21 protein-coding genes and 1 tRNA gene are annotated in these 25531 nt (G+C 36.3%); 11 read left to right on the top strand and 11 right to left on the bottom strand.

Annotated features, from left to right (window positions below):
* Positions 1-123: 123 nt before the first annotated feature.
* Complete coding sequence (locus ASG38_RS13180; RefSeq protein ID WP_056071846.1) at positions 124-2622, top strand: DUF5686 and carboxypeptidase-like regulatory domain-containing protein; 2499 nt, start codon at positions 124-126, stop codon at positions 2620-2622.
* Between the two features lie 111 nt (positions 2623-2733).
* On the opposite strand, the gene ASG38_RS13175 is transcribed toward ASG38_RS13180, so the two are convergent.
* The 3 genes from ASG38_RS13175 to ASG38_RS13165 form a co-directional block, all read right to left on the bottom strand.
* On the bottom strand, positions 2734-5004 hold the full coding sequence (locus tag ASG38_RS13175) for a cation:proton antiporter (RefSeq protein WP_056071843.1): 2271 nt from the start codon (positions 5002-5004) through the stop codon (positions 2734-2736).
* A 111-nt stretch (positions 5005-5115) separates the two neighbouring features.
* A complete protein-coding gene (locus tag ASG38_RS13170; protein ID WP_056071840.1) occupies positions 5116-5835 on the bottom strand; it encodes a LytTR family DNA-binding domain-containing protein in 720 nt (239 codons plus the stop codon).
* Complete coding sequence (locus ASG38_RS13165) at positions 5798-6571, bottom strand: sensor histidine kinase (protein WP_056071837.1); 774 nt, start codon at positions 6569-6571, stop codon at positions 5798-5800. Before ASG38_RS13165 ends, ASG38_RS13170 begins: the two co-directional genes overlap by 38 nt.
* Positions 6572-6736: 165 nt before the next feature.
* Between ASG38_RS13165 and asnS the strand changes: the two genes are divergently transcribed.
* The 8 genes from asnS to ASG38_RS13125 all read left to right on the top strand — a co-directional run bounded on the left by asnS (position 6737) and on the right by ASG38_RS13125 (position 14317).
* Positions 6737-8170 carry an asparagine--tRNA ligase gene (gene asnS / locus ASG38_RS13160; protein ID WP_056072512.1) on the top strand — a complete coding sequence of 478 codons (1434 nt, stop codon included), beginning with the start codon at positions 6737-6739 and terminating at the stop codon, positions 8168-8170.
* A 76-nt stretch (positions 8171-8246) separates the two neighbouring features.
* Positions 8247-9899 (top strand): hypothetical protein, encoded by a 1653-nt coding sequence (locus ASG38_RS13155; protein ID WP_056071834.1) that lies wholly within the window; start codon positions 8247-8249, stop codon positions 9897-9899.
* The gene (locus tag ASG38_RS13150; protein ID WP_056071830.1) at positions 9890-10351 is read left to right on the top strand and encodes a hypothetical protein; all 462 of its coding nucleotides are present in this window, start codon (positions 9890-9892) and stop codon (positions 10349-10351) included. Before ASG38_RS13155 ends, ASG38_RS13150 begins: the two co-directional genes overlap by 10 nt.
* A 96-nt stretch (positions 10352-10447) precedes the next feature.
* Entirely contained in the window at positions 10448-10906 is a 459-nt protein-coding gene (locus ASG38_RS13145) for a hypothetical protein (RefSeq protein WP_056071827.1), read from the top strand.
* Between the two features lie 153 nt (positions 10907-11059).
* Entirely contained in the window at positions 11060-11497 is a 438-nt protein-coding gene (locus tag ASG38_RS13140) for a hypothetical protein (protein WP_056071824.1), read from the top strand.
* 101 nt (positions 11498-11598) lie between these two features.
* Positions 11599-11988 carry a hypothetical protein gene (locus ASG38_RS13135; protein WP_157486178.1) on the top strand — a complete coding sequence of 130 codons (390 nt, stop codon included), beginning with the start codon at positions 11599-11601 and terminating at the stop codon, positions 11986-11988.
* Between the two features lie 253 nt (positions 11989-12241).
* Entirely contained in the window at positions 12242-13708 is a 1467-nt protein-coding gene (rpoN, locus tag ASG38_RS13130) for an RNA polymerase factor sigma-54 (protein WP_056071818.1), read from the top strand.
* A gap of 3 nt (positions 13709-13711) precedes the next feature.
* Positions 13712-14317, top strand: a complete 606-nt coding sequence (locus ASG38_RS13125) for a hypothetical protein (RefSeq protein WP_157486177.1) — start codon at positions 13712-13714, stop codon at positions 14315-14317.
* On the opposite strand, the gene ASG38_RS13120 is transcribed toward ASG38_RS13125, so the two are convergent.
* Positions 14312-15136 carry a porin family protein gene (locus ASG38_RS13120; RefSeq protein WP_082482224.1) on the bottom strand — a complete coding sequence of 275 codons (825 nt, stop codon included), beginning with the start codon at positions 15134-15136 and terminating at the stop codon, positions 14312-14314. The genes ASG38_RS13125 and ASG38_RS13120 overlap by 6 nt on opposite strands.
* Positions 15137-15229: 93 nt before the next feature.
* Positions 15230-16546: a DUF389 domain-containing protein gene (locus tag ASG38_RS13115; protein WP_056071811.1), complete on the bottom strand. Its 1317-nt coding sequence runs from the start codon at positions 16544-16546 to the stop codon at positions 15230-15232.
* Between the two features lie 183 nt (positions 16547-16729).
* On the opposite strand from ASG38_RS13115, the gene ASG38_RS13110 reads away from it, so the two are divergent.
* Entirely contained in the window at positions 16730-17416 is a 687-nt protein-coding gene (locus ASG38_RS13110) for a hypothetical protein (protein WP_056071807.1), read from the top strand.
* Positions 17417-17569: 153 nt separating this feature from the next.
* On the opposite strand, the gene ASG38_RS13105 is transcribed toward ASG38_RS13110, so the two are convergent.
* The 4 genes from ASG38_RS13105 to ASG38_RS13090 form a co-directional block, all read right to left on the bottom strand.
* A tRNA-Ser gene (locus ASG38_RS13105) sits at positions 17570-17656 on the bottom strand.
* 62 nt (positions 17657-17718) lie between these two features.
* Positions 17719-18747: an asparaginase gene (locus ASG38_RS13100; RefSeq protein ID WP_056072505.1), complete on the bottom strand. Its 1029-nt coding sequence runs from the start codon at positions 18745-18747 to the stop codon at positions 17719-17721.
* Positions 18737-19873 (bottom strand): 1-acyl-sn-glycerol-3-phosphate acyltransferase, encoded by a 1137-nt coding sequence (locus ASG38_RS13095; RefSeq protein ID WP_056071804.1) that lies wholly within the window; start codon positions 19871-19873, stop codon positions 18737-18739. Before ASG38_RS13095 ends, ASG38_RS13100 begins: the two co-directional genes overlap by 11 nt.
* A 65-nt stretch (positions 19874-19938) precedes the next feature.
* Positions 19939-20706, bottom strand: a complete 768-nt coding sequence (locus ASG38_RS13090) for a TatD family hydrolase (RefSeq protein ID WP_056071802.1) — start codon at positions 20704-20706, stop codon at positions 19939-19941.
* Between the two features lie 124 nt (positions 20707-20830).
* Between ASG38_RS13090 and ASG38_RS13085 the strand changes: the two genes are divergently transcribed.
* Entirely contained in the window at positions 20831-21271 is a 441-nt protein-coding gene (locus ASG38_RS13085; RefSeq protein WP_056071799.1) for a retropepsin-like aspartic protease, read from the top strand.
* A 63-nt stretch (positions 21272-21334) separates the two neighbouring features.
* On the opposite strand, the gene odhB is transcribed toward ASG38_RS13085, so the two are convergent.
* Together odhB and ASG38_RS13075 are read right to left on the bottom strand one after the other, a co-directional pair.
* Positions 21335-22573 (bottom strand): 2-oxoglutarate dehydrogenase complex dihydrolipoyllysine-residue succinyltransferase, encoded by a 1239-nt coding sequence (gene odhB, locus ASG38_RS13080; protein WP_056071796.1) that lies wholly within the window; start codon positions 22571-22573, stop codon positions 21335-21337.
* 89 nt (positions 22574-22662) lie between these two features.
* Positions 22663-25446, bottom strand: a complete 2784-nt coding sequence (locus ASG38_RS13075; protein ID WP_056071793.1) for a 2-oxoglutarate dehydrogenase E1 component — start codon at positions 25444-25446, stop codon at positions 22663-22665.
* Between the last annotated feature and the right edge of the window lie 85 nt (positions 25447-25531).

The following is a 25531-nucleotide window of genomic DNA, read 5'->3' as shown; positions in this document are numbered from 1 at the left end:
ATTTATATCCTATTTGTATTACTAAATATTAAAATCCACTTAAATAGTGGATTTTTTTATTGAAGTCGATTACTTTTGCAGTGTGTAACAAAACTACCATCTATTCGTCTGTTACATAACTTTATGAAGCACCTGACCTTTTTATTTTTTCTTCTTTCGGTTTCGGTACAGGCACAATTTCAGGTTTCTGGAATCGTGCGGGATGAAAACACAAAAAAACCACTTCCCTTTGCAACAATAACCGGCACTAGTTTTTCCACAGTAACGGACGTAGACGGAAAGTTTCTGTTGCAAAACGAAAACCAGATAAATAGTTTTACCATATCTTATATTGGCTATGCTCCTAAAACAATAGCTGTTACGGGAAATAAAAAATATTATGACTTATTGCTTGCACCAAAAGCAGAGCATTTGGATGAAATACAGCTCACTTCAAATGAAAATCCTGCGAACGGCATCATAAGCAAAGCCATTAAAAACAAAAAGAAGAACGACCCGCAACAAAAACTGTTGAGTTTTCAATTCAAATCTTATAACAAACTGATTGTTTCCGCAAATCCGGACTCTATTGACGGAAGCATTGATTCTGTATTTGTGGAACGCTATACGGGAAGGGAATTTAAGAATGTCGATTCTACGAATTACAAATTCAAAAAAATTATTGACCGCCAGCATTTATTCCAGACGGAAAAAGTATCGCAGTTTCAATTCAATGGCAAAAAACTGAAAGAGACGATTCTGGGCACGAAAATGGCCGGATTCAGGAATCCTATCTATGAGATTATTGCTTTCAACCTACAGTCTTTTTCCGTTTATGACTCAAAATACGAGTTGTTTGAAACAAAATACAATAGTCCTATTGCGCCCGATGCTTTTAAAGATTACCGATTCAAAATATTAGATACAGTAAAGCTTGATAACCGGGACACGTATATGATCTACTTCAAGCCAAAGAAAAAAAGGAAATCTTCCGGGCTGGAAGGCATTGTTTATATCGACAAGGAGAATTATGCCATCGCAAAAGCCATCATGCGAATCCGCGGTGTTTTGGATATTTCTGCTACACATGAGTTTGAATATCTTGAAGGTATGGATATCTGGTTCCCTACTCAAAAAGAGTTCAAAATTGTCAAAGGAAAAAACGATGATGACATTCGGATACTGGGCGGTACAATCAAATTTGAGGGTGATTTAGACAATAATAATACACATCGAAAAAAAGACGCTTCGGATTTCACCTATCTGCTTTCAAAATCATATAATTTTGGCAAAGAGCTCAATACTCCTGTAAAAATAAGACATGATGCCATTGCTATTGAAATTAAGGATGATGCAGTTAAAAAAGACGAAGCCTTCTGGAATAGTTTCCGGAAAGACAGCCTGGATAGCCGCAGTGAAAGAACCTATTTTGCCTTAGATAGCATTGCCCAAAAAGAACGGCTTGAAAAAAAGTTACGCCTGGGAAGAAAAATACTCAACGGTTATGTGCCTATCGGACCGGTAGATATGGATCTCCGATATCTCTTGAGTTATAATAACTATGAGGGTTTCCGAGTAGGTTTGGGAGGGATTACTAATGAGAAGTTTTCCAACAAATATCGCTTAGATGGCTATACGGCTTACGGAACCAAAGATGGCGATTTCAAATACAGCATTGGCGGCGCTGTTCGGGTAGGTATTTTTTCAAATTCATGGATTGGCGGAGGTTACACAGATGATGTGCGAGAGATTGCGAGTACTTCTTTTGCTATTGACAAAAGGGTTTTTAAAATTTATGATCCGCGACCTATCAACTTAAGTACTTTTTATAACCATAAGACATGGCGGGGGTATATCGAAACGAAAATCCTTCCTAAAACGGAAAGTATCTGGCAGCTCACCCATAGCCGGATTGAGCCAAAGTTCAATTATATCTATACTGTTGATGGAAAATCATATACAAATTATGATATGACCACCGCGATGGTTTCCTTGCAATGGAATCCTTTTAGCGATTATATGCAGACTCCTACCGGAAAACTAGAGATTGAAAAACGCTATCCGAAATTCACATTCCAGTTTACCCAATCCTTGCCAAAAGTTTTTGAAAACGATTTTGCCTTCTCAAAAATAGATGTAAGAGCAGAGTATGAAAAGCGCTACCTGAACGGACAAAGAACAGCCTTATTAATGGAAGCAGGCTATGCATTAGGCGACGTTCCTATTTCACATCTTTACAACACTTCTCCTAACAGCCTTACCAAAGAAAAACTGATAGAAAGAATTACGATTGCCGGCAAGAACAGTTTCGAGACCATGTATTTTAATGAGTTTTTCTCCAGTAAATATGTGATGTTTCAATTAAAACATGGCTTTAAAAGAGTAACTGTTTTTAAAGGAATAAAACCTTCATTAGTTTTGGTTTCCCGAATGGCGTGGGGTGATATGGAAAAACCCGAACAGCATATCGGATTAAACTACAAAACCTTACGAGACGGGTATTTTGAGTCTGGTATCGAATTGAACCAGATTTATAAAGCTTTTGGTTTATCCGGATTTTACAGATATGGACCGAATCAGCTTGCAAAATTCGAAGATAACCTTTCGATTAAACTAACCGTAATATTGAATCTGGGACTTTAAAACCGTTTTAAAATATAAAACCTGCTATGTTGTCCATAGCAGGTTTTTAGAATTAATAATAACGTAATCTTTATAAGTATAATTCAATACAAAAATAAAAATTTAAAACTTTTACGGCTTAATAATTAACACCGAAGGCGTATTATTTAACCAAACGCTTTGCGAGTCAACCAATTTTTTCCAGCTATCAAGACTGATAATCATCAGGTCTTGTTTCTCCAGAAATTCTTTTTTCATGGTTTTTTCACCTGACATGGCTATGTGGTTCGGAGCAATTTGCTCTATAGCACGTATGCTTTCCTTAATTTCAGAGTTGTTTTTTATTTCTCCTGTAGGATCTAATACTGTTACCTGTGAGCCATTATTGTGAATCAGCTTCTGTGCGTATTCAATCAGGAATCGGTCTTCAGCAGAGAAAAGCGGCATGAACACCTGATCGATTTCGTCTAAATTTTTATCAACCAGAATACCAACCGGCATCTTGCTGTAGGCAATAATATGGCGTGTTCTCTCATCAAAAGGAGAGTTTTCAAACAATCCTTCCTTTCCTGTAAATTTATCGATAAGCCTGTCAGGATTTATGATTCTTGTAGTATAGCCTAAAACTCTTCCCAATAATGTTCCTTCAAAAATAGACTGTCCTAATCCTATCAACAGCAAATCAAATTCGCCCTGGTTGGCAATTTCGGTTATATCCGAATCAATATCTACCGATGCCTTAAAAAGTGTAATGATTTTTTGCTCCAGATTTTCGGCTTCATTAACAATAGGCTTGAACACTTCCTGTTCATAATGGCTGGCGTCAAATCCGTGCAGTTCGTTACTGGAAGACAAGTGCATTGCCGTAACGATGGCATTGCCATTTTGTTTTCTTACCAGACTGTTCGCTACTTTCAACAAGGAGATTCCCCTATCCGGAATCGCAAAAGAAAGCAATATCTTATACTTTATCTTGTTGCTTATTGTTTCCGGAATGATTGAGTTTTTGGTCTTGAAAATAAAATTAATCAAGTCTAATGCCGGTCCTGTCATAAAAGTCGTTACTAAAGCCATGATTACCATCATCGTAAAAATCATTGGTGAAAGTACGCCCAGTTCATAACCGATATTAAGGACGATTAACTCCATCAATCCACGGGTATTCATCAGCGCACCTATGTACAAACTGTCTCTCCAGTTTTGTCCCACAAATTTTGCAGCCAATGTACTTCCCAAAAATTTACCTGCTACTGCCACGGCAATAATTAACCCGGTTACCTTCCATAAATACGGATCATCCAAAAGACCGATTTCTGTTCTCAATCCGGTAAACACAAAGAATAGCGGAAGCAATACAATCAAAGCAACATCTTCTACTTTTTCAATAAAAATACTTCTGAATTTGGCACTTTCCGGCATAATTACACCCGCCATAAAAGCTCCAAACAGCGCATGAATTCCAATAACTTCTGTCACATAAGCAGAAATAATAAGTGTCAGGAAGAAAATAGCGACAACTGGTTTGCTCAATGTTTTTCTGGAAGAATACAGGTCGCCTACTCTTTTCAGGAACGGCTTTACCACCATAATCATCAGAAATACATAAGCCACAGCCAGAGCAATAATATACAGAGAACTTACAAAAGAACCGGCTTTAACGATAGCTATAACTGCCGCCAGAATACACCAGGCTGTAATATCATCTGCCGCTGCACAAGTGATTACGATGCTTCCCAATTTTGTCTTGTGAATGCCTCTTTCCTGAACGATTCTAGCCAAAACCGGAAAGGCTGTGATACTCATCGCTATGCCGCAAAAAAGTGCAAACGACAAAAACTCAATACCTTCAGGTGCAAAAGATTCATACATAAAATAGGCAAGCCCGATTCCCAGCGTAAAAGGAAAAATGATACTGGCATGACTGATTACTACTGCGTCGTGCGCCTTATTTCTCAGGACTTTCAAATCCAGTTCCATACCTATAACAAACATGAAGAAAATCAGTCCAATCTGGCTTAGGAACTGCAAATTTCCAAGCGATGCTACCGGAAAAATGGTTTCTTTAAATTCCGGAAAGTACAATCCCAACAATGATGGCCCGAGAACAATTCCTGCAATGATTTCACCAACTACCGATGGCTGACCAATTTTTCTGCAAATCCACCCAAAAAAACGGGCCACTAAAATAATGGTAAGTATCTGGGCCAACAAAATCGCCAATGGATGTTGCAAACTATGCTGCATGGAAAGGATAAACTCTTCCCATTGGGTTTTATCGGAAGTTTTTTCAATAATTGTCCTTCCATGCTCCAGGTGTTTTCCCTTATCGAGGAACCAATACATTATTGCAGAAAAAACAGCTATCAGAAGAACATAAAAAATAGAATTTTTGTGCTTTTGCATGAGGTAAGTAATTTGTTGTTGCAAATATCTGTATTGAAAATCTCTTACAAATTGATTTTGTAAAATACTTTGGGGCTATTGTAACAAGAAGGAAAAATTTTGTAATAAAACTCAAATATTGACTTTACACAAGAAATCGGAACGGTAAATATCGCTTAAAAAAAGCACCAGATTCTTTCCGTTTTTATCCATAATTGTAGCCGTAATTTCATCATGTGCAAAGAATTTAACCGTCTTCATGGCGATAATCTCCTTCTTATTGATTCGGCAAAAATCAGCTTTAGGTAAATGAGAAAGCAATTTGGCAAAAGTGATATTTTTGAGCAGGATTATATTTCCATCCTTCATTAAAACTTCCTTGTCGCGACTGTCCGTTTCTGATGGCTGTATGTATAAAATCTGGTCAAAAAACAGCAGCGCTTTTCCTTTATCCGTATTCAACTGAACAAACTTCTTGTTGGTTGCTTTCTTGTTGTTTTTTTCCAACGCCTTGACCACAGCTTTCTGTAACCGTTCTTTCTTTACTGGTTTTGTAATGTAATCGATAGCCTCAATATCAAAAGCATCGGCAGCATACTCTTTGTAGGCCGTCGTAAAGATGACCATTTTATCTTTCAACAGATTGGCAACGCTAAGACCGTCAATACCAGGCATTTCGATATCTGTTATACAGAGGTCAAAATCCAGGTTGGCCATTTCGGCAAGCAATTTTTCAGGATTGTCAAAAGCTTTCACGACTTCCAGTTCCGGAATCTGTTCGCAAAGCATTTTGAGATACGTCAATCCCGGCAATTCATCGTCCAGCAGCAAGCATTTGAGCTTTGTATTCAAGTAAGTCTATTTTTAGGTGAGCAATATAAACATCGTCCTCGATAAATTTATCGAGCTTGTAATTATTGTTATAAATTATTTTAAGTCGCTGGTCCAGCGTATTTGAACCCAATCCGCTATATTCTTTTTTCAAAGTCCGGTGGTCGGATATTTTATTGGAAACGGTAAGGTAAAAACAGCTGTCCCGAAATTCAAATACGATGGAGATAAAAGCATCAGGACTTTTCAAATCAGCGTGCTTGAATGCATTTTCAATCAAATCAATCGAAATCATTGGCGCTAAAATCGGCTGTTCATAAAGCAATTCCGCCTCTTTGATTTTCGTTTTTACTTTTAATTCAAAAAGCGGACTGACCTTAATTTTATTGATTTCAATCAGGTTTAACGCAAACTCTATTTCTTCTCTTGGAGAAACAAATTTTTTCTGGCTTTCATACAGGATATAATCCAGAACATTTGCCAACTTATCAAGCGCATGATAGGTCTGATAGGCATGCGATTGTATCGAATTCAGTATGTTCTTAAAAAGATGCGGATTTAGTTTTGATTCCAGAGTTTCTAATTTTAGTCCATTGACTTTCACTTCAAGCGTATTATACTTTTCCTCAAATTCTCTTCTTTGGGCTTTTGCCTTTTTTAATTTGTAAATAAGAAAAAATACAAGAATCACGAGAATTATGATGAACACAATCCCGATGACATACAGCGTATCTGAGACCAAAATATTGGTTTTCATTTTTATTTTTTTGTAAAATTAGAGAAAAAAACGGAATACAGACTTGACAACACAACAGGCATCTCCTGACTGATTTTTTTATTATCTTTGCGTTCTGTTTTTCAGAGCGAAAAGCCTGTCTTTTGGCTCGCAGGAATAAATCAAAACTATTTTATAACATTAAAAATGAAACACACAAAAGTTAAGGAGCTATTGAATAGTGCTCAAACATTGCAGGAAGTTTATGTAAAAGGCTGGGTAAGAACATTCAGAAATAATCAATTTATTGCTTTGAATGATGGCTCGACTATAAATAATATCCAATGTGTGGTTGATTTTGAAAATACTCCGGCTGAAACGCTAAAACGTATCACTACCGGAGCGGCAGTGGCTTTAAAAGGTTCTTTGACAGAAAGCAAAGGGGCCGGTCAGAAATATGAAATTCAGGTAACAAGTCTGGAAATTTTGGGTGATTCCGATCCTGAAAAATTCCCGATGCAGCCTAAAAAGCATACGCTTGAGTTTTTGCGTGCCAACGCTCACTTGCGCGTTAGAACCAATGCTTTTGGTGCTATTATGAGAGTGCGTTCGGTATTGTCTTTTGCCGTACACCAATATTTTCAGGAAAAAGGTTTCGTATATGTAAACACTCCGGTAATTACAGGAGCCGATGCAGAAGGTGCCGGTGAAATGTTCCAGGTGACATCGTTGCCTTTAGACAATCTGCCAAGAACAGAAGAAGGACATATCGACTATAAAAAAGATTTCTTTGGAAAGCACACCAACCTAACCGTTTCCGGACAGTTGGAAGGCGAAACTTTTGCAATGGCTTTAGGACAGATTTACACTTTTGGACCTACATTCAGAGCTGAAAACTCCAATACTTCCCGTCACCTGGCGGAATTTTGGATGATTGAGCCGGAAGTAGCATTCAATGATCTGGATGACAACATGGATTTGGCGGAAGATTTTATCCAGTATGTAATTAAATACACAATGGATAAATGTGCTGACGACCTGAAATTTTTAGAAGGCCGTTTATTAGAAGAAGAAAAATCAAAGCCTCAAGCGGAAAGAAGTGAAATGACTTTGCTTGAAAAATTGAACTTTGTTTTGGAAAACAATTTCAAGCGCGTTTCTTATACCGAAGCTATCGACATTTTAAAGAATTCAACTCCTAATAAAAAGAAAAAGTTCCAGTATATCATTGAGGAATGGGGCGCTGACTTACAATCTGAACACGAACGTTTCCTTGTTGAAAAGCATTTCAAATGTCCGGTAATTCTTTACGATTATCCGGCAAACATCAAAGCTTTTTACATGCGTTTGAACGAAGACGGAAAAACAGTTCGCGCTATGGATATCCTTTTCCCAGGTATTGGAGAAATCGTGGGTGGGTCTCAAAGAGAAGAGCGCTATGATGTTTTGGTTGAAAAAATGAAAACATTAGGCATAGACGAAGAAGAACTTTGGTGGTATTTAGATACCAGACGTTTCGGAACTGCCGTTCATAGCGGTTTTGGTCTTGGATTTGAAAGACTGGTACTGTTTGTAACCGGAATGACAAATATCAGAGATGTAATTCCTTTTCCAAGGACTCCTGGAAATGCAGAATTTTAAGAAATAGCAAAAAAATTATATTAAAAATTCATGGCTTATAAAGTTTTTTGTTAACTTAACAGAAACTTTATAAGCCATGAAACTATTTAAGCACTTTTTAAAAGTTAGCATTTTATTACTGTTAGCTATAAGTTGTACTAAAGACGACACCTCAGAACCTACTGAAAATATTCAAAAAGAGTATGAACTTATAAAAACAAATTTTGCAGAACTAAGCAAAAAAGAAGAATTTATAAAGACTTCCTCTTTACTTTCGAGGCATATATCTGTAAACTCTGGTTTTTTAAAAAAATCTCCACTCGAAGACGTTAATGGTTTTACTATCGATTCTACCCAAATAAATAAAATTAGCGCAAAAGGATATACTTCCTATACATTTGCCATATTGAGAGATAAATCTGATGAAAATTCATTTGAAAATCTCTTAGTTGAAATTATAGAGGGAAAGGAAGAGCCAAGAGTTTCTGTCATCAAATACAAATACAACAAAGACACAGATGGTCTGGCTGTAGTTGAAACCTATTTTGTAGATTACAAAACAGGTGCCCGAATGGGAATAGGAGACTGTTATGTACTCACATTTGTAACGGAAAAACAATGCCCCTGCGCAGGACACTGGCCCGGACAATCATGCAGTTGTCAAAGCGGTCCAAGCAGTAGCACCTCACACATGTTTATTTGTAGTACTACAGGTAGCGGCGGTGGAGGTGGCGGAGGTTATATAAATTACCCGTCAAATCCTACTCCTATTCGCGGTCCTGCTCCAGGCACATCAGTCCCAAATACGGTACCTGTACATGGAGATAATGTAAATGTTGGCAGAAGGTTGTTTTTAGCAAGTTTATCACCCGAACAGCGAACCTGGCTTGCAGGCAAAAGGCCGGAAGCGGTTTATCGCTCAATATTTAATTTTTTAATTTCAAACAATTTTTCAACTCCAAGCTCACTTTTTGCAAAAGAAGCTATTGATGCGATGATGCGTGGTGGAGAAGTTGATTTTACATATAGAATAATAAAAGACCCAACTTTTGAGAATAATCCTTGTTTGAATACCACTTATGATGAATTTAATAGTTCATCAACCAGTTTCAATTATTTTATAAATCAGTTCGACAACAACCTTTCTTTGGTAGATGTAACTTTAAGTGCAGGAGTTTTTTCTGCGTCTAATCGAATATATGCACAAACTAGCGTATTGAGTAATAATCTGATAGGCATAAAATTTAATACTGATTTATTAAACAGACCAAAATTAAGTATTGCGAGAACTATGATTCATGAATTTATCCATGCCTTAATTTTTAAGAGGCTGTTGGAAATTTCTAATATGGAAGGAAATGTTTTATTATCTCTAAGCCCGGCAGAGGTAGTCCAAATGAAAGACAATTATTTTGAACTTTGGGAAAACTACACTAAATACCAATTAGGAATTCCAACAAACGGCATAGTTTCTGATTTCCAACACCAATATATGGCAGAAAAATACAGAACAGTTATCGCAACAGCTCTAATGCAATTTGACAACAATGCCCATCCTCAATCATTTTACGATGCCCTGGCCTGGGAAGGGTTGATGGGAGGTGGACCCGGTCAAAGCATTAATGATCAAACGGGGCTTTTTACGGATTCTACAGTTGCATGGCTAGCTGTACCCCAGGCAACGCGACTTGCTATTATTAATACCATTCGAACTTTTAATAACTCTAACACTACAAATCCATGCAACTAATCAAAACAATATATTTTTGTGTACTGCCGTTATTTTTTACAAATGCACATTGTCAAGAAATAAAAAAAGTCGAGTATCTTTTTTTAAGCCGTCCGTGCGACACCCTATATTTTGGCATAGCCAAAGACAGCAGTAGGGCTTCATTTTTTGTATATACAGGCGGCTATCATATTAAGACAAAAAGAGACAGCCTGATAAATGCCCAATTAAAAAAGAGAACAGAATTTCCAAACATTATATCTTCATCAGAACCCGAAAATTCGATTAGTGTTGCTTTTTGGGCAACAACCAAAAAAAACGTCCCTACAATTAAAAACCTCCCTTATTTAACTTTAGAAGAATTTTATAAACATCCCTTAAAGTATTACATCTATAATAGAATGTTCTTTTTAATCCCTAGAAAAAACGGAACATTTGACATTTGGGAATCTGGTATGATTGGACAAGAATAATGACGTAATACTTCACAGCTAATTTTCTGTCAGCACCCCTTTATATCAAGAATAAAAAAGATTAAAAACAGTAATTGAATTTAAAACCACTTCCCAATGTCAATAAAAGGAATTATAATACACAGTTTTTTCTTCTTTACGATTCAAGTGGTTTTTTGTCAAGTACAAAACAAGCCTAAAGAAACTATTTATATTTTTTATGACGACAAGGACATCAACAACAAGGAAATTAAAATTGATTCAATTACTACTAATTTTTATATAGGAAACAGAAGTTATTTCAGCTATAATAAATCCAAACAAAAGCAGAAATGCATTTCAGAAAATGATATTTCAAAATTAATTACAGAAAAAATGGCGGTTGAAAAAATCATGAATCAAAGAAAAAAATATGTAAAAAAATGGAGGCAGAAAAATCCTAAAAATACCCCTCCACCTATCATAGAAACTAGCTATAATTCTTATTTTGAAAAAGTTTTTTTATACAAAAGAACTTCCCCTAATGCTGGCATTCTATATGAAGTTAGTTGGCATTATTATAAAGGCGTTGAATAAAACAACAAAAAGTGTTTGAAATAAATAACACTCCTTCTATTGTCATTAGCTTTCAATTTGTAATATGAAATAGCCAATTTTCAATTGTTTGACAAAATATTCCTTTATGTCAAAGAGGCGAGATTATAAACATAATAACTATTCAAATCCACCATGTCAATAAAAAATAAAATATATAGTTTATTATTTGTCTTTTTAATCATAAATAACTCCAGTTCACAAAACAAAGAAATAAAAAAAGAGACGATTTATATTTGTTTTGATAAGAATAACGGTGACGAGAAATACTCTGATACTGAAACCATAAATTTTTATTTAAAAGACAAATCAGTCACTAAGAGTAATCATAAGCTTGCTTTTGTATTTGATAGCAGTGGTATAAAAAAGGAGGTCAATTTCAAAGACTATGAAAAAAAATTAATCTCTGTAAAACAGGCCATTCAGAAAGTCAACAATTATTTAAAAAAAATTAAACGGCCTGTCGTTGCATACTATTATAATGATTATTTCGATAAAATTTACATCTATGAAAAACTAAGTGATAATAAAGGTATTCTATACAAGGTAAAATGGAATTGGTCTATTGAATGATATAAACCAAAATACAGTTATTTGGAATAATTTGTTTCAACTACAGAGAATAATTTCACTAACGTAACAACTTAAAATTCGAACACTAATTGCAATTAGCTATGATGAGGAAATATCTGATAATTCTTTTTGTAATTGTTTTTACAGAAAGCTTTTCGCAAATCAACAAAGAAAAAGTTGTCATCATTTTTGATTCCTCAAAAGACTGTTTTAAAGATGGCATATTCGCAATTGACAACCAAACCTTTGTATACAACAAAAAGAAGAAGAAAAAAGAAGAAAAATTCGAATTAATTAAGGATGATGTCTGTACAATTGAAGACTTAAACAGTATGGTTGCAAAAAAAACAAAAACTAAAAGAGAAAAAAAACCTGAATTTTATTACTCAGAATTCTTTAATATAAGTATTTACATAAGAGATAAAGAAAATTTCGGGCAATTATACCCTGTTGAACGGGTTTGGCTGGTAGAAAAATTAATTAAAGACTAAATTGGGTCAAGAATAATATTTTCATTTCAATATAAAAACTAATAAAAAGGATTTAAAAGAGATAATCACACCTCTCATTTTTCAACCAAAAGCTACCCTATTTAAAAATTAATTATAAAAATTATCCCTAATTTATTGTGGATTAATTTCTTTATAGAACTCCTTATCAAAATGGCACAAGTTTATCTTAACGTGTGCCATTTTTAGTTGAAAATGTTTAAATTTGAACTATAAATACCAAATAACTCAATAGATGCTTAAGCAGTTTTTACAACTTAAATTGTCCCAGAAATTATCTCCACAGCAAATTCAGCTGATGAAGCTAATCCAATTGCCTACGCAAGCTTTTGAACAACGATTGAAAGAAGAAATGGTGGAAAATCCGGCATTGGAAGCCGGGAAGGAAGAGGATGAATACGAAAGAGACGAATTCGAAAACGATGATTATGACGAATATGATGAATTTGACAATGACAGAATTGATGCCGAAGACATCAACATTGATGAATATTTAAGCAATGACGAAACGCCTGATTATAAACTTCAGGCAAACAATTACAGCGATGACGATGAAGACCGCAGCATGCCTTTTGCAGCGCCTGTGAGTTTCCATCAGGACCTTATCAATCAGCTGAATACTTTTATACTGAATGACGAGGAACGCGAAATCGCAGAGTTTTTAGTGGGCAGTATTGACGATATGGGCTACATCCGCAGAAGCGTTCCCGATATTGTGGACGATATGGCATTCACTCAGGGAATTTACACCGATGAGAAAAATGTGGAACGAATACTCCATATCATTCATGAATTAGAACCTTCCGGAGTAGGCGCGCGCGACCTACAAGAGTGTCTTTTGTTACAGCTAAAACACAAAACACCAACCGAATCTGTTGAATTGGCTATTGATATTTTGGAGAATCAATTCGAATCTTTTACCAAAAAACATTACGATAAATTACTTCAAAAATATGGTGTTTCACAAGACCAGTTGAAGAAAGCCATTGATGAGATTGAAAAGCTGAATCCTAAACCGGGCGGCGCTTTTACCGGAAACAATAAGATGATTGAGCATATTGTTCCTGATTTCACTATCCGTATTGTTGATGGCGAACTGGAATTGACCTTAAACGGGCGAAATGCTCCGGAGTTGCACGTTTCCAAAGACTATCAGGAAATGATGCAGACTTATAAGGCTTCCCGCGACAAGTCAAGCCAGCAGAAAGAGGCTGTACAATTCATTAAGCAAAAACTGGATTCAGCCAAATGGTTTATCGATGCTATTCGTCAGCGTCAGGAAACCTTATTTGTGACGATGAATGCCATCATGCATTACCAACAGGAATATTTTCTTGACGGTGATGAAACCAAGTTGAAACCGATGATTCTTAAAGATATTGCCGATATGATTGGTCTTGATATCTCTACAGTTTCCCGCGTGGCAAACAGCAAATATGTAGAAACTCCTTATGGCACAAAACTGATTAAGGAATTCTTTTCTGAAGCCATGAAAAATGATCAGGGTGAAGATGTTTCTACTTTGGAAATCAAGAAAATATTGCAGAATGTCATTGAGGAAGAAGACAAGCAGAAACCGTTGCCTGATGACCAATTAGCCGAAATATTAAAGGAAAAAGGCTATCCGATTGCCAGAAGGACAATTGCAAAATACAGAGAGCAATTAGATATTCCTGTCGCACGAATGAGGAAGAAAATATAGATAGTGAAAAGACTGCTTTCTATAATTTCCTATGTTTTCCATCCGATGTTTATTTCGGTATATGCAGTCCTGCTCTATTTTTTCCTCACAGAACGATACCATCCCTATCAGGAAGTTTTTTTGGTCACGATTCAGGTTATCATATTAACAATCCTGATTCCGATTTCCATATTTTATTTCCTTATGACTCTGGGCAGGGCCAATTCTTTTATGCTTTCGGAAATTTCGCAACGAAAAATCCCATTGGCTGTAAATATTCTATTGCTTTATATACTGATTCGGGAAAGTATTCGCATTGAACTTATCCCTGAGCTTTATTATTTTTTCTTTGGAGCTTTGGTCAGCACGGTTTTAGCCTTACTTTTCGTTTTTATCAACCTGAAGGCAAGCATACACATGATTGCAATTAGTTCGATAACCGTTTTTGCAATCGGATTTAGTCTGCATACACAAACCAATCATATTTATCTGGTTGCTTTTCTCCTGTTACTAAATGGAATTGTGGCCACTTCAAGATTGTCGATGAAAGCCCATGACACCAAAGAATTGATAGTGGGATTTTTATCCGGAGTGATACCCCAAATGGGACTTCTTTATTTTTGGTTATAGTATATAGAACATCAGTCCGATATTCAAAGTATTCATATCAATTGACTTCCCATCAATTTTTGCTTCCGATTTGAATAATGAATTCAAGCCATAATAAGCATGGAAGTTCCATGTATTATAACCGAAGGAAATATAAGCGCCGTATTGCAGCTTATTAAAATCGTCATTGCCAAAAATCCTGACTTTCTCATTTCCCTGGACATATTTTGATTTATTAAGCAACAGATAGCTAAGCTTAAATCCGGTATAAATTCTCCAAAAACGGTGGCTTTGGATTGTTGAAGTTCTCCATCGGAATTCGATTGGCAGGTCTAAATAATGGAGCGCAAATTTATTCTTATCGAAATTCACATCGTTTTCGTTGACTACTTCATAAAACGGTTTTCCATCAACTTCGGTAATCTTTATGTTCTGCCTGTAATCATTCATGGAATAGCCCAGACCAACGGCAATGGCAATATTTCTTCTCTTGTTGAGCGGAAAATCTCTTAAAAAACCGATATGAACTCCGGATGAAAATGAATTTTGGCTAACACCATCCGGCCTGTTCTGTAACAAATCATAAGTCAGTCCAATGTAAAACTGGTCTTCCCTATATAACGAGTCGATTACGGTTACCGTAGCGCTTATAGAATCTTTTTTCTTTTTATCCTCTTCCACTTTACGGATATCGGTTGTTTTATCATTACTTAAAACTTCCTTGATACGCTCCTGCTCTTCTCGTTCCTGTGCCTGCTTAATCTGCTTTTCCTTCACCGGATCCTGGGCAAAAGCGCTTAAAGAAATAAAGAATATAAAGATGCTAAAGTACTTTTTCATAGGTAGGCAGTTGAGCAAATAAAAGTAATAAAAAAAGACAATCTAAGCTGAAGTTTCCTTTATTAGATTCCAATTTTTAAAAATATCAACCAATTAATCGTCGTCTTTATTATACAAAGTCATATTATTTACCGAAAGCCTTTCTTTGAGCCATTGCCTAAATCTTTCTTTATCTTTCTTGTCCAATTTTACAGAAGTTTCATAAACAACTGCTGTTATCGGAATGATGCTGTCTTTTTGAATAGCAATGTTATTTTTATATACACCTATGGAAGTAACCGAAGGAAAAAGCGCTTTGGTTTCTTTTAGGATTTGCACATTATCAAAACGTATATCTGCGAGTTCTTTTTCAAGTTTCATAATTTTAGCATCCTTGCCATCCACTTCATTTTCACTGCTTCTTATTTGGTTAAGTATATCCCCTTTCAGTGCCGAGAGTCTGTCTGTGCTGTCCTGGCGGATAACAAGTCTGCCTCCTTGCAGATATTTATTCTTTACAAATTCCCGTTGAAGTTCTTTAAGTTCCGCCTTATCAAATCTTTTAGATAAAAAAGCCAGTTCCAGTTGCTTTCTTCTGGAACTATATTCAGTTTTTTTATAGATAACCGTATAACCATTGCTTGTAAATTTATTTTCAATAAACAGATCTGCATTTTTCTTAAACTGTTGTTCTCTATATAACGTATAGGCAAGATAACTACTTGGAATAATCATGACAGCAATCAGAAAAGAAATAATATACTTTACCTGACGCTGTTGTTTTTCATCTACTTGTTTTACGGCAGGATAATTAAGATATTTTATAATTAAAAAAGTAGCAAGTCCTATAAAGACGCAATTGATGCAGTACAGATAAAAAGCACCTAAAAAGAAAGACCATTGTCCGGTCGCAATACCATAACCTGCCGTACAAAGTGGCGGCATCAAGGCTGTTGCAATTGCAACGCCGGGTATTGGATTCCCTTTCTCAACCCGGGTTACTGCAATAACGCCAACGAGTCCACCAAAAAATGCGATGAGTATGTCATAGATATTAGGCGCCGTTCTTGCCAAAAGTTCTGACTGAACATCTTTGAACGGACTTAAAAAGAAATAAAGTGTAGAAACCGTAAGGCTGACCACAGTGGCTATCAACAGGTTTTTGAGTGATCTTTTCAGAAGTCCGAAATCATAAATTCCCAATGCAAAACCAGCTCCAACAATTGGCCCCATAAGAGGTGATATAAGCATCGCTCCTATTATAACGGCGGTCGAATTCACATTTAATCCTACCGAAGCTATGATTATAGCACAAGCCAAAATCCAAAGATTGGCTCCTTTAAAAGAAATGTTTTTCTTTATGCTTTCGAGTGTCTTTTCCCGGTTATCTTCTCCTTCACTTAGATTAAACAGGGTTGTAATTTTCCTCATCTTCCCGTATTTTTAGCATAAGGTACTCAATTTAATTTTAAAGTCAAAATGGAGTAAAAAAGAGAAAGTTTAGATATTCAATGAAAAACTAGTTCAATTATAATTACTATCTAAAATATTGCAATGAATCTATTTATATTTGAGAGTCAAATTTTTTCCAATTTTTTAGTTAACCAACATTTTATGAAAACCCTGCAAAAAATAATATTTATTCTTTCTATAATTAGTTTTATAAGTTGTAAAAAGGAAAGTGACAAAAAGAATGTAATAGAAAAAGAAAGGGAAAATATAAAATCCACAAAATTATTATTCAAAGATTATATCAAATCTTTCAAGCCTGAAAGGCTAAATTTAAACGCTGATAATATTCCGGAATATATATTTTGTGATATGGGCCACTATGTCTTTTTTGATGGAAAAACCAAAACGCAAATAGAATACGAATATATTGTATCAAAAGCTGGAGCTAGTGGAGATTTGAAAGTTATCGATGTAAATTGCAACGATAATCAAAAAGAATTTATAGTTGAATCTGCAGCAGGCGGTACATTAGGAAATTATCACAATATGGATATTATGAGATATAATTCTAAAACTCAAAAAATAAGTTCAATTTTTAGTTGTGGAATTTCATCATTTGATTGGATAGAAGATAAAGAAAAATTAGATTTCGTAAATTATATTGACATACTTTACAAAAGCGATAACGAATGTGTAGATACAATTAAAATATACGAAGGCAAGTTTATTGGAAAAATAGAGAGCTATAGTTTAAATATAAAACAAAAAAAACTTATCGAAAAATATTATTTTAATAAACAAACTGGAGATTTTGAAAAAATGTCTGCTAACAGCGATTTGGTTCAATAGCCGGCATTTTGCATGGGCTGCCCAAATTCGCATGGTGACACAACCAAGATTGATAATCCTTCTTAAACATATTAAAGAAGATGATCCATTTTAAAAATTTACAAAAGCAAAAACCCTGTAAGTCATCAGATTTACAGGGTTTGGATTTTTCAGCAGAGAGGATGGGATTCGAACCCACGATACAGTTACCCATATACAAACTTTCCAGGCTTGCTCCTTCAACCACTCGGACACCTCTCTATTAATTTGCGGTTGCAAAGAACTGCAAAAATTATGACTAAAGAAAATTTATCGCTAAAAAATTATGACAATTCGCCCCGTAAAGCGGTTTCATAAATGGTCTTGAATACATTTGGGGAAACTTTTTGCCCAATCAGATACATCAGCTTTGTTATTGCCGATTCTGTAGTGATGTCTTTTCCGGATATGACTCCTATTTTTTTCAACGATGTACTCGTCTCATAATGTCCCATACTTACGCTTCCGGCCGTACATTGCGTTACATTGATGACATGTAGTCCGTTTTTAATGGCTTTTTTTAGCAATGCAATAAACCATTCGTCTGTTGGTGCATTTCCGGCGCCATAGGTTTCTAATACAACGCCTTTCAGGTTGGGAATAGAGAAAATAGCATCCAGTACATTTTCGCTAATTCCGGGAAACATTTTTACGACAGCCACATTATTGTCCAGTTCTTTATGTACCTGGAATTTTTTGTTTCCGGATTTTGGCAACAGCAAGTCATTGTTTACTTTTAGATGGACACCTGATTCAGCCAATGGCGGATAATTGGGCGACATAAAAGCATTGAAATGCTCTGCGTTTATTTTTGTAGTGCGATTTCCTCTGTACAGCTTATATTCAAAATAAAGGCATACTTCGTTAATAACCGGCTTGTTTTTATGCTGTAATGAAGCAATTTGGATTGCCGTAATCAGATTTTCTTTGGCATCTGTCCTTAAATCGCCTATAGGCAATTGGGAACCCGTAAATACGACCGGCTTGGAAAGATTTTCCAGCATAAAACTCAGTGCAGAGGCAGAATACGACATCGTATCTGAACCATGAAGCACTACAAAACCATCAAAAGCAATGTAGTTTTCTTCAATAATCGTTGCAATCCTGACCCATTTATCAGGATTCATATTCGAAGAATCTATAGGAGTATCAAAAGAAACCGTTTCAATCTCACAGTCCAACTGTTTCAATTCGGGTATTCTTTGGAGCAGTTTGCTAAAATTGAAAGCCTTTAAGGCACCGGTCTCAAAATCTTTTACCATACCGATAGTACCACCGGTATAGATCAAGAGTATTTTTGCTTTAGACAGCATTTTCATATTTTGATTTATTGACTACCGGATTGGCATACATTGCCAGGAAGCCTTGCAGTTCTAACGGATTATTTTCGTCAATTCTTATTTCTAATCTTCTTTCGAAAAGCGACTTTTCCTTTTCGGTATACAGATGGGAATATTTATCCGTATTGTTCAGCAAATCATAAGCAATATAATTGGTAGGCCATAGCTTGTAGTTTGCCAGCACAGAATCGTCTATTGCCTGTGCTAAAGCCTGTATCTGACGGTTAGAATTGTCAAATTTAGAAGCAATTTCATCCAATTCAGATTCTAAAACATCTCCTACGTGAATATGGATTCTTTTTTTCTGGCCCATAATTCCGCTCAGAAGCGTCATAAAGTCTTCGTTTTTCTCTTTGATATACACCTCATCATTTGCTTCTGCCATTAGCTGAGGCATTTTTAGCGCATCTGTCGGGTCGTATTCATAGGAAATAGATACCGGAACAATTTTTAATTTCTTAAAATAGTTCATCAGGTTTTCTTCGTCAGAACCCATCGAAAGCATTTTTAGCACTCCCGGATGTGTGGCATCATTACCATCTTTTGTTCTTCCTTCACGTTGGGCAATCCAAACGGAACGGTTTTCTCTTAAAATAAGCTGGCAGATATATTCCGACATCAATTTTGAGCTTTGAAGCAACTCTCTGGGCGACAGACCTCTCTGAACCAGAAAATTTCGATTCAATTTGGATAAGGTATGCAGGAACGATTTACGAACTAGATTATCTCCAATAGCCGAAGCAGTCATGACCAAACCATGATCGAAAAGACAAGTGTTAAGCAGCGACGTATCTAAAATGATATCCCTGTGATTGGAAACAAAAAGATATGGGGTATGTTTTTCTAATTTTTCAAAACCTGAAGTAGTCAATCCGTCCGAACTTTTTTCGAGCACTTTCATGACGGCATGATAAATAAAATTGCATTGGAAATCTCTAATGGAATGGGTCCTTTTTAGCTGTTCTATCCAATCTTTTTCTTCGATGTCCGGATATGTAAAGCTCATCATGGCTTTCATCATCGGATGATCGGCAACTTTGCATAAGGCTTCGTTTACTTCGCTATCATAAAACGGTCGAATCTTATCGAATTTTGACATTACATACGTTTTTTTAACAATCTACAAATGAACAAAAATTTTATGAATTTGATGTGTTTTCTTTGTTAAATACCGAAAACCTCTTTGGCATTTTCGGTCGTGATTTTAGCAATCTCGACAACAGAAACGCCATATATCAGGGCTAATTTTTCTGCCACAAGCTTTGTATAGCTGCTTTCATTTCTTTTGCCCCTAAAAGGTACCGGAGCCAGATAAGGCGAATCGGTTTCTAAAACAATGTGTTTCAAATCTATCTCATTCAGAAACTGGTCTATTTTTCCATTCTTAAATGTTGCGACACCGCCAATTCCTAATTTCATATTATAAGAAATGGCCTGTTGTGCCTGATTATAATCGCCGGTAAAGCAATGGAAAATCCCGAATAGCTTATCATCTTTTTCTGATTCAAGAACTTCAAAAACCTCATCGAATGCATCTCTGCAATGGATATTTATTGGAAGACTGTATTGTTTAGCCAACTGGATTTGTCTTTTAAAAGCAATTTTCTGTTCTTCTAATCGGGTCTTATCCCAAAAAAGGTCGATCCCGATTTCACCAACAGCATAGAATTTTCTTTTGGAGAGTTGAGATTCCACAAAGGCCAATTCTTCTTCATAGTTTTCCTTCACATAGGTAGGATGTAATCCCATCATAAGGAATACGTTTTCCGGATATTGTTTTTCCAAATCATACATTTTTTGGGTATAGCCGGAATCGATTGACGGAACAAAAATTTTCTGAACGCCGGCATCAAAAGCACGTTGCATCATTTCTTCTCTGTCCTGTTGAAATTCTTCGCTGTAAATATGCGAATGGGTGTCTACTAAAATCATACTGCAAAAATAGGAACAATGTACGCAAATCCCAAAAGCAGGAAAATCTTAGCAAAATATTATGTTTTGGATGGGATGGGTTTGTCTGTAAATCGTTATTTTTGATTTTACTCATAGCTTACCAATGGATACTATTTTCGATACCTTAAAAAAGAAAGGTTACAAAAAAATCAAATTAAAAATATCAAAAACGAACCATCTCGTCATTAAGGCTAAAATTAATGGTGTTAGTGGTAGTTTTATATTAGACACCGGCGCATCCAACAGCTGTGTTGGCTTTGGAGATATTGAACATTTCAACCTGTTCGCAGAAGAATCTTCCACAAAAGCAGCCGGAGCCGGAGCTGTGGGAATGGAAACCCAGATGTCTACAAACAACACGCTCCAATTGGGACGTTGGAAAACCGATGATTTTTCATTGGTTATTTTTAATATGTCGCACGTTAATCTGGCGTTGGAGCAATACAAGGCAAAACCTGTCCATGGCATTATTGGAGCAGATATTTTAATGAAAGGCAAGGGTATTATTGACTATAACGGAGAGTATTTTTATTTGAAACAATAAACAAAGACATAAAAAAATCCCATTCTTTCGAACGGGATTTTTTATTTATTCCAAAGCCTGAAATTATAGTTCCAAAGCTTTTTTAGGATTGTTATCCATCAATAATTCTACCGGATTTTCCAAACCTTCTTTTACTGCAACCAGGAAACCAACTGACTCACGTCCGTCAATAATTCTATGGTCATAAGAAAGCGCTACATACATCATTGGGTGGATTTCCACTTTTCCATTCACTGCAATCGGACGCTCAATAATGTTGTGCATTCCTAAGATACCGGATTGTGGAGGGTTAATGATTGGTGTTGAAAGCATACTTCCAAAAACACCTCCGTTAGAAATTGTAAAAGTTCCTCCGGTCATATCGTCTACAGTAATTTGTCCGTCGCGAGCTCTTATAGCCAATCTCTTGATTTCAGACTCAATTCCGCGGAAAGACAAATTTTCAGCATTTCTAACCACAGGAACCATCAATCCTTTTGGTCCGGAAACTGCTACTGAAATATCACAGAAATCGTATGAAATCTTTTCTTGTCCGTCAATCATTGAGTTTACGTCCGGATACAGTTGTAATGCTCTTGTTACTGCTTTTGTAAAGAAAGACATATAACCTAAACTTAAACCACCGTGTTTTGCCTTGAAGGCATCTTTATATTCATTACGAACCAGGTTGATTGGCGTCATGTTTACTTCATTGAAAGTAGTAAGCATTGCCGTTTCGTTTTTGGCTGCAACCAAACGCTCTGCTACTTTTCTGCGAAGCATTGATAATTTTGTTCTTTCAGAACCGCGGTTTCCTCCTGTCGGAGTTCCCATAGAAGCTTTTGCGTTTACCGCATCGTCTTTAGTGATTCTACCACCTTTTCCGGTTCCTGTAACAGATGATGCTTCGATATTTTTCTCATCCAGGATTTTTCTCGCAGCAGGCGAAGGAGTTCCTGTAGCATACGTTTTTTCTGCAGCAGGTGCTGGCTTTACTTCTGCTTTAGGCTCTTCTTTTTTAACTTCTGCTTTTGGAGCTTCCTCTTTTTTCTCTTCTTTTGCCGGAGCACTTCCTTCAGGCTTAGCAGCGCTTGTATCAATCAGGCAAACTACCTGGCCCACAGCTACAGCATCACCTTCTTCTGCTTTTAGCGTGATAATTCCGCTAGCTTCAGCCGGCAATTCCAAAGTTGCTTTATCTGAATCTACTTCAGCAATCGCTTGATCTTTTTCTACGTAATCTCCGTCTTTTACTAACCAAGTTGCGATTTCAACTTCGGTGATTGATTCCCCCGGTGAAGGAACTTTCATTTCTAAAATCATCTGTATATAATTTTATGGTGTTGTTATTTGTATACTACTTATTATTTCAAAATTACGTTTTTTAGCCTTGACAGGCATCAAAATCTTAATTAGCTGAAAAGATTTTTATCAAAAACCATTGCTATTGCAGCCGCATGACGCTTTTTAGAACGAGCATAGCTTCCTGCAGCAGGTGCGCTATACGCTTTCAAAGAAGCCACTCTGAATTTCACTAAATCAAAATTCATCAGCATATATCCGTAAGCTCCCATGTTTTTAGGCTCTTCCTGTGCCCATACATAATCGTCAACATTTGGATATTTTTCAATAATCGCTTTCAACTGCTCAACCGGTAATGGGAAAAGCTGTTCGATTCTTACAAAGGCCACATCTTTTCTTCCGTTTGCTTCTCTTTCTGCGACCAAATCATAATAGAATTTTCCGGTACAGAATACTAAAGTTTTAATGTCTTTAGCATTTGCATTCGGATCGTCTAAAACTTCCTGGAAGCTTCCATTTGCAAATTCATCTACAGAAGAAACTACCGCCGGATGACGTAGCAAACTTTTTGGAGTAAACACAATCAATGGCTTTCTGTAGGACGTTTTCATCTGTCTTCTTAACAAGTGGAAGAAATTTGCCGGAGTTGTACAATCGGCCACAAACATATTGTGGTTTGCACAAAGCTGCAGGTATCTTTCCATTCTTGCTGAAGAGTGTTCCGCTCCCTGACCTTCATAACCATGAGGCAGTAACATTACAAGTCCGTTCTGGTTGTTCCATTTGTCTTCTGCAGCAGAAATATACTGGTCAATCATGATTTGAGCACCGTTAGAGAAATCCCCAAACTGGGCTTCCCAAATCGTTAATGTTTTTGGACTTGCCAAAGCATATCCATAATCAAAACCAACCACACCGTATTCTGATAAAAGCGAGTTGTAGATATGGAATTTCCCTTTCTGGTCTTTCAAATGCTGCAATAAGATTACTTCTTCTTCAGAATCTTCTACTTTCACAACAGCATGACGGTGAGAGAATGTTCCTCTTTCTACATCCTGTCCTGAAATACGAACATCATAACCTTCTGTCATCAAAGAACCGTAAGCTAATAATTCAGCCATTGCCCAATCCAGCTTATCCGTTTCAAACATGACTTTTCTGTCATTGATTAGCTTCTGGATTTTGCTGATAAATTTCTTATCACTTGGCAATGTTGTAATTGTCTGTGCAATTTCTCCCAATTTTTCCTTTGAGAAAGTCGTGTCAACTTTCTGAAGCATTTCTTTTTCATCTGCCTGAACAAAACCATTCCATTCGTTTTGCATAAACGGAGTAATAATAGTCAGGTCTTTTTTACGCGATGCTTCCAAATTTTCATCCAACATCGCCTTGTATTCTTTTTCTAATTTGCCTACATATTTATCATCAATAACACCTTCTGCCATTAATCTTTCTGCATAGATGTCTCTTGGATTCTGATGCTTGGCAATAATCTTATATAATTTTGGCTGGGTAAAACGAGGCTCGTCACCTTCATTGTGCCCGTATTTTCTATATCCTAGCAGGTCGATAAAAACATCGCTTCCAAACTGCATTCTGTAATCCAGAGCAAAAAGCATGGCATGAACCACCGCTTCTGCATCATCTGCATTTACGTGAAGAACTGGCGAAAGTGTCACTTTTGCAATATCAGTACAGTAGGTAGAAGAACGGGCATCAAGATAGTTTGTCGTAAATCCAACCTGGTTGTTGATTACCAGGTGAATTGTGCCTCCTGTCTTATATCCGTCCAATTGTGCCATCTGAACGATTTCATAAACAATTCCCTGTCCTGCAACAGCCGCGTCTCCATGAAGTGCAATTGGTAATACTTTTGAGAAGTCATCCGGGAAATAGCGATCTTGTTTTGCTCTTGTGATTCCTTCAATTACAGCTCCAACCGTTTCCAGGTGTGAAGGGTTTGGTGCTAAATTGATATTGATATTTTTTCCTGATTTTGTCTTTTTATCAGCAGTTAATCCTAAGTGGTATTTTACGTCACCATCGAAAAGAGCGTCATCATCATAATCTTTTCCGTCAAATTCAGAGAAAATATCCTGTGTGTTTTTTCCAAAAACGTTTGCCAAAACATTCAAACGGCCTCTGTGTGCCATTCCCATAACAAACTGCTCTACTCCTTTTTCTGCCGCCGCTTCAATCAAAGCATCAAGAGCCGGGATTAATGTTTCACCACCTTCAAGTGAGAAACGTTTCTGACCTACATATTTGGTATGAAGGAAGTTCTCGAAAGAAACTGCCTCATTTAATTTATTAAGAATATTTTTCTTCTGGTCATCTGAAAATCTTGGATGGTTGTCATTGTATCCGATTCTGTCCTGAATCCATTGGATTACTTCCGGCTTACGAATATACATGTATTCCACACCAATGTGCTGGCAGTAAATTTTATCTAAGTGACCGATGATTTCCTGTAAAGAGCATGGTGCAATTTTGATGGCTTTTGCCGCATCAAAAACAGTATTCAAATCAGACTGGGATAGTCCGAAGTTTTCAAGATCCAGATTCGGGCTGAAAATCCTTCTTTCTCTTACCGGATTGGTTTTCGTAAATAAGTGACCGCGCGTTCTGTAGGCATCGATCAACTTCAGCACATTAAATTCTTTTTGTAGTTTTTCTGAAATCTGGCTTACATCAACATTACCTGATGTCGCATAATTGGCAAGTTGTTGTGCCGGAGCCTCATATTCTTCATTATATGTCTGCATCCCGAAATCAAAGCCCTGGAAGAAACTTCTCCAGCTTGGCTCTACGCTATCCGGATTTTCAAGATATTCATCATATAATTGAGCAAAAAATTCAGTATGTGCCGCGTTTAAAAAGGAAAACCTATCCATAATTTAATTGAATGTCCTAATTTGTTAAAAATATTTTTGCAAAAGTACGACAATTAGAACAATCTAATAAATATTTCATACTTTT

Source organism: Flavobacterium sp. Leaf359 (assembly GCF_001423985.1).
Classification (GTDB): Bacteria; Bacteroidota; Bacteroidia; order Flavobacteriales; family Flavobacteriaceae; genus Flavobacterium; species Flavobacterium lindanitolerans.
This window is presented reverse-complemented; position numbering and strand designations above follow the sequence as displayed.

Excerpts from the sequence above, each read along its gene's own strand:
- ASG38_RS13180 (WP_056071846.1), top strand. The coding sequence starts at position 124 with ATGAAGCACCTGACCTTTTTATTTTTTCTTCTTTCGGTTTCGGTACAG.
- ASG38_RS13175 (WP_056071843.1), bottom strand. The coding sequence starts at position 5,004 with ATGCAAAAGCACAAAAATTCTATTTTTTATGTTCTTCTGATAGCTGTT.
- ASG38_RS13165 (WP_056071837.1), bottom strand. The coding sequence starts at position 6,571 with ATGAAAACCAATATTTTGGTCTCAGATACGCTGTATGTCATCGGGATT.
- asnS (WP_056072512.1), top strand. The coding sequence starts at position 6,737 with ATGAAACACACAAAAGTTAAGGAGCTATTGAATAGTGCTCAAACATTG.
- ASG38_RS13155 (WP_056071834.1), top strand. The coding sequence starts at position 8,247 with ATGAAACTATTTAAGCACTTTTTAAAAGTTAGCATTTTATTACTGTTA.
- ASG38_RS13150 (WP_056071830.1), top strand. The coding sequence starts at position 9,890 with ATGCAACTAATCAAAACAATATATTTTTGTGTACTGCCGTTATTTTTT.
- ASG38_RS13145 (WP_056071827.1), top strand. The coding sequence starts at position 10,448 with ATGTCAATAAAAGGAATTATAATACACAGTTTTTTCTTCTTTACGATT.
- ASG38_RS13140 (WP_056071824.1), top strand. The coding sequence starts at position 11,060 with ATGTCAATAAAAAATAAAATATATAGTTTATTATTTGTCTTTTTAATC.
- ASG38_RS13135 (WP_157486178.1), top strand. The coding sequence starts at position 11,599 with ATGATGAGGAAATATCTGATAATTCTTTTTGTAATTGTTTTTACAGAA.
- rpoN (WP_056071818.1), top strand. The coding sequence starts at position 12,242 with ATGCTTAAGCAGTTTTTACAACTTAAATTGTCCCAGAAATTATCTCCA.
- ASG38_RS13120 (WP_082482224.1), bottom strand. The coding sequence starts at position 15,136 with ATGAAAAAGTACTTTAGCATCTTTATATTCTTTATTTCTTTAAGCGCT.
- ASG38_RS13115 (WP_056071811.1), bottom strand. The coding sequence starts at position 16,546 with ATGAGGAAAATTACAACCCTGTTTAATCTAAGTGAAGGAGAAGATAAC.
- ASG38_RS13110 (WP_056071807.1), top strand. The coding sequence starts at position 16,730 with ATGAAAACCCTGCAAAAAATAATATTTATTCTTTCTATAATTAGTTTT.
- ASG38_RS13100 (WP_056072505.1), bottom strand. The coding sequence starts at position 18,747 with ATGCTGTCTAAAGCAAAAATACTCTTGATCTATACCGGTGGTACTATC.
- ASG38_RS13095 (WP_056071804.1), bottom strand. The coding sequence starts at position 19,873 with ATGTCAAAATTCGATAAGATTCGACCGTTTTATGATAGCGAAGTAAAC.
- ASG38_RS13090 (WP_056071802.1), bottom strand. The coding sequence starts at position 20,706 with ATGATTTTAGTAGACACCCATTCGCATATTTACAGCGAAGAATTTCAA.
- ASG38_RS13085 (WP_056071799.1), top strand. The coding sequence starts at position 20,831 with ATGGATACTATTTTCGATACCTTAAAAAAGAAAGGTTACAAAAAAATC.
- odhB (WP_056071796.1), bottom strand. The coding sequence starts at position 22,573 with ATGATTTTAGAAATGAAAGTTCCTTCACCGGGGGAATCAATCACCGAA.
- ASG38_RS13075 (WP_056071793.1), bottom strand. The coding sequence starts at position 25,446 with ATGGATAGGTTTTCCTTTTTAAACGCGGCACATACTGAATTTTTTGCT.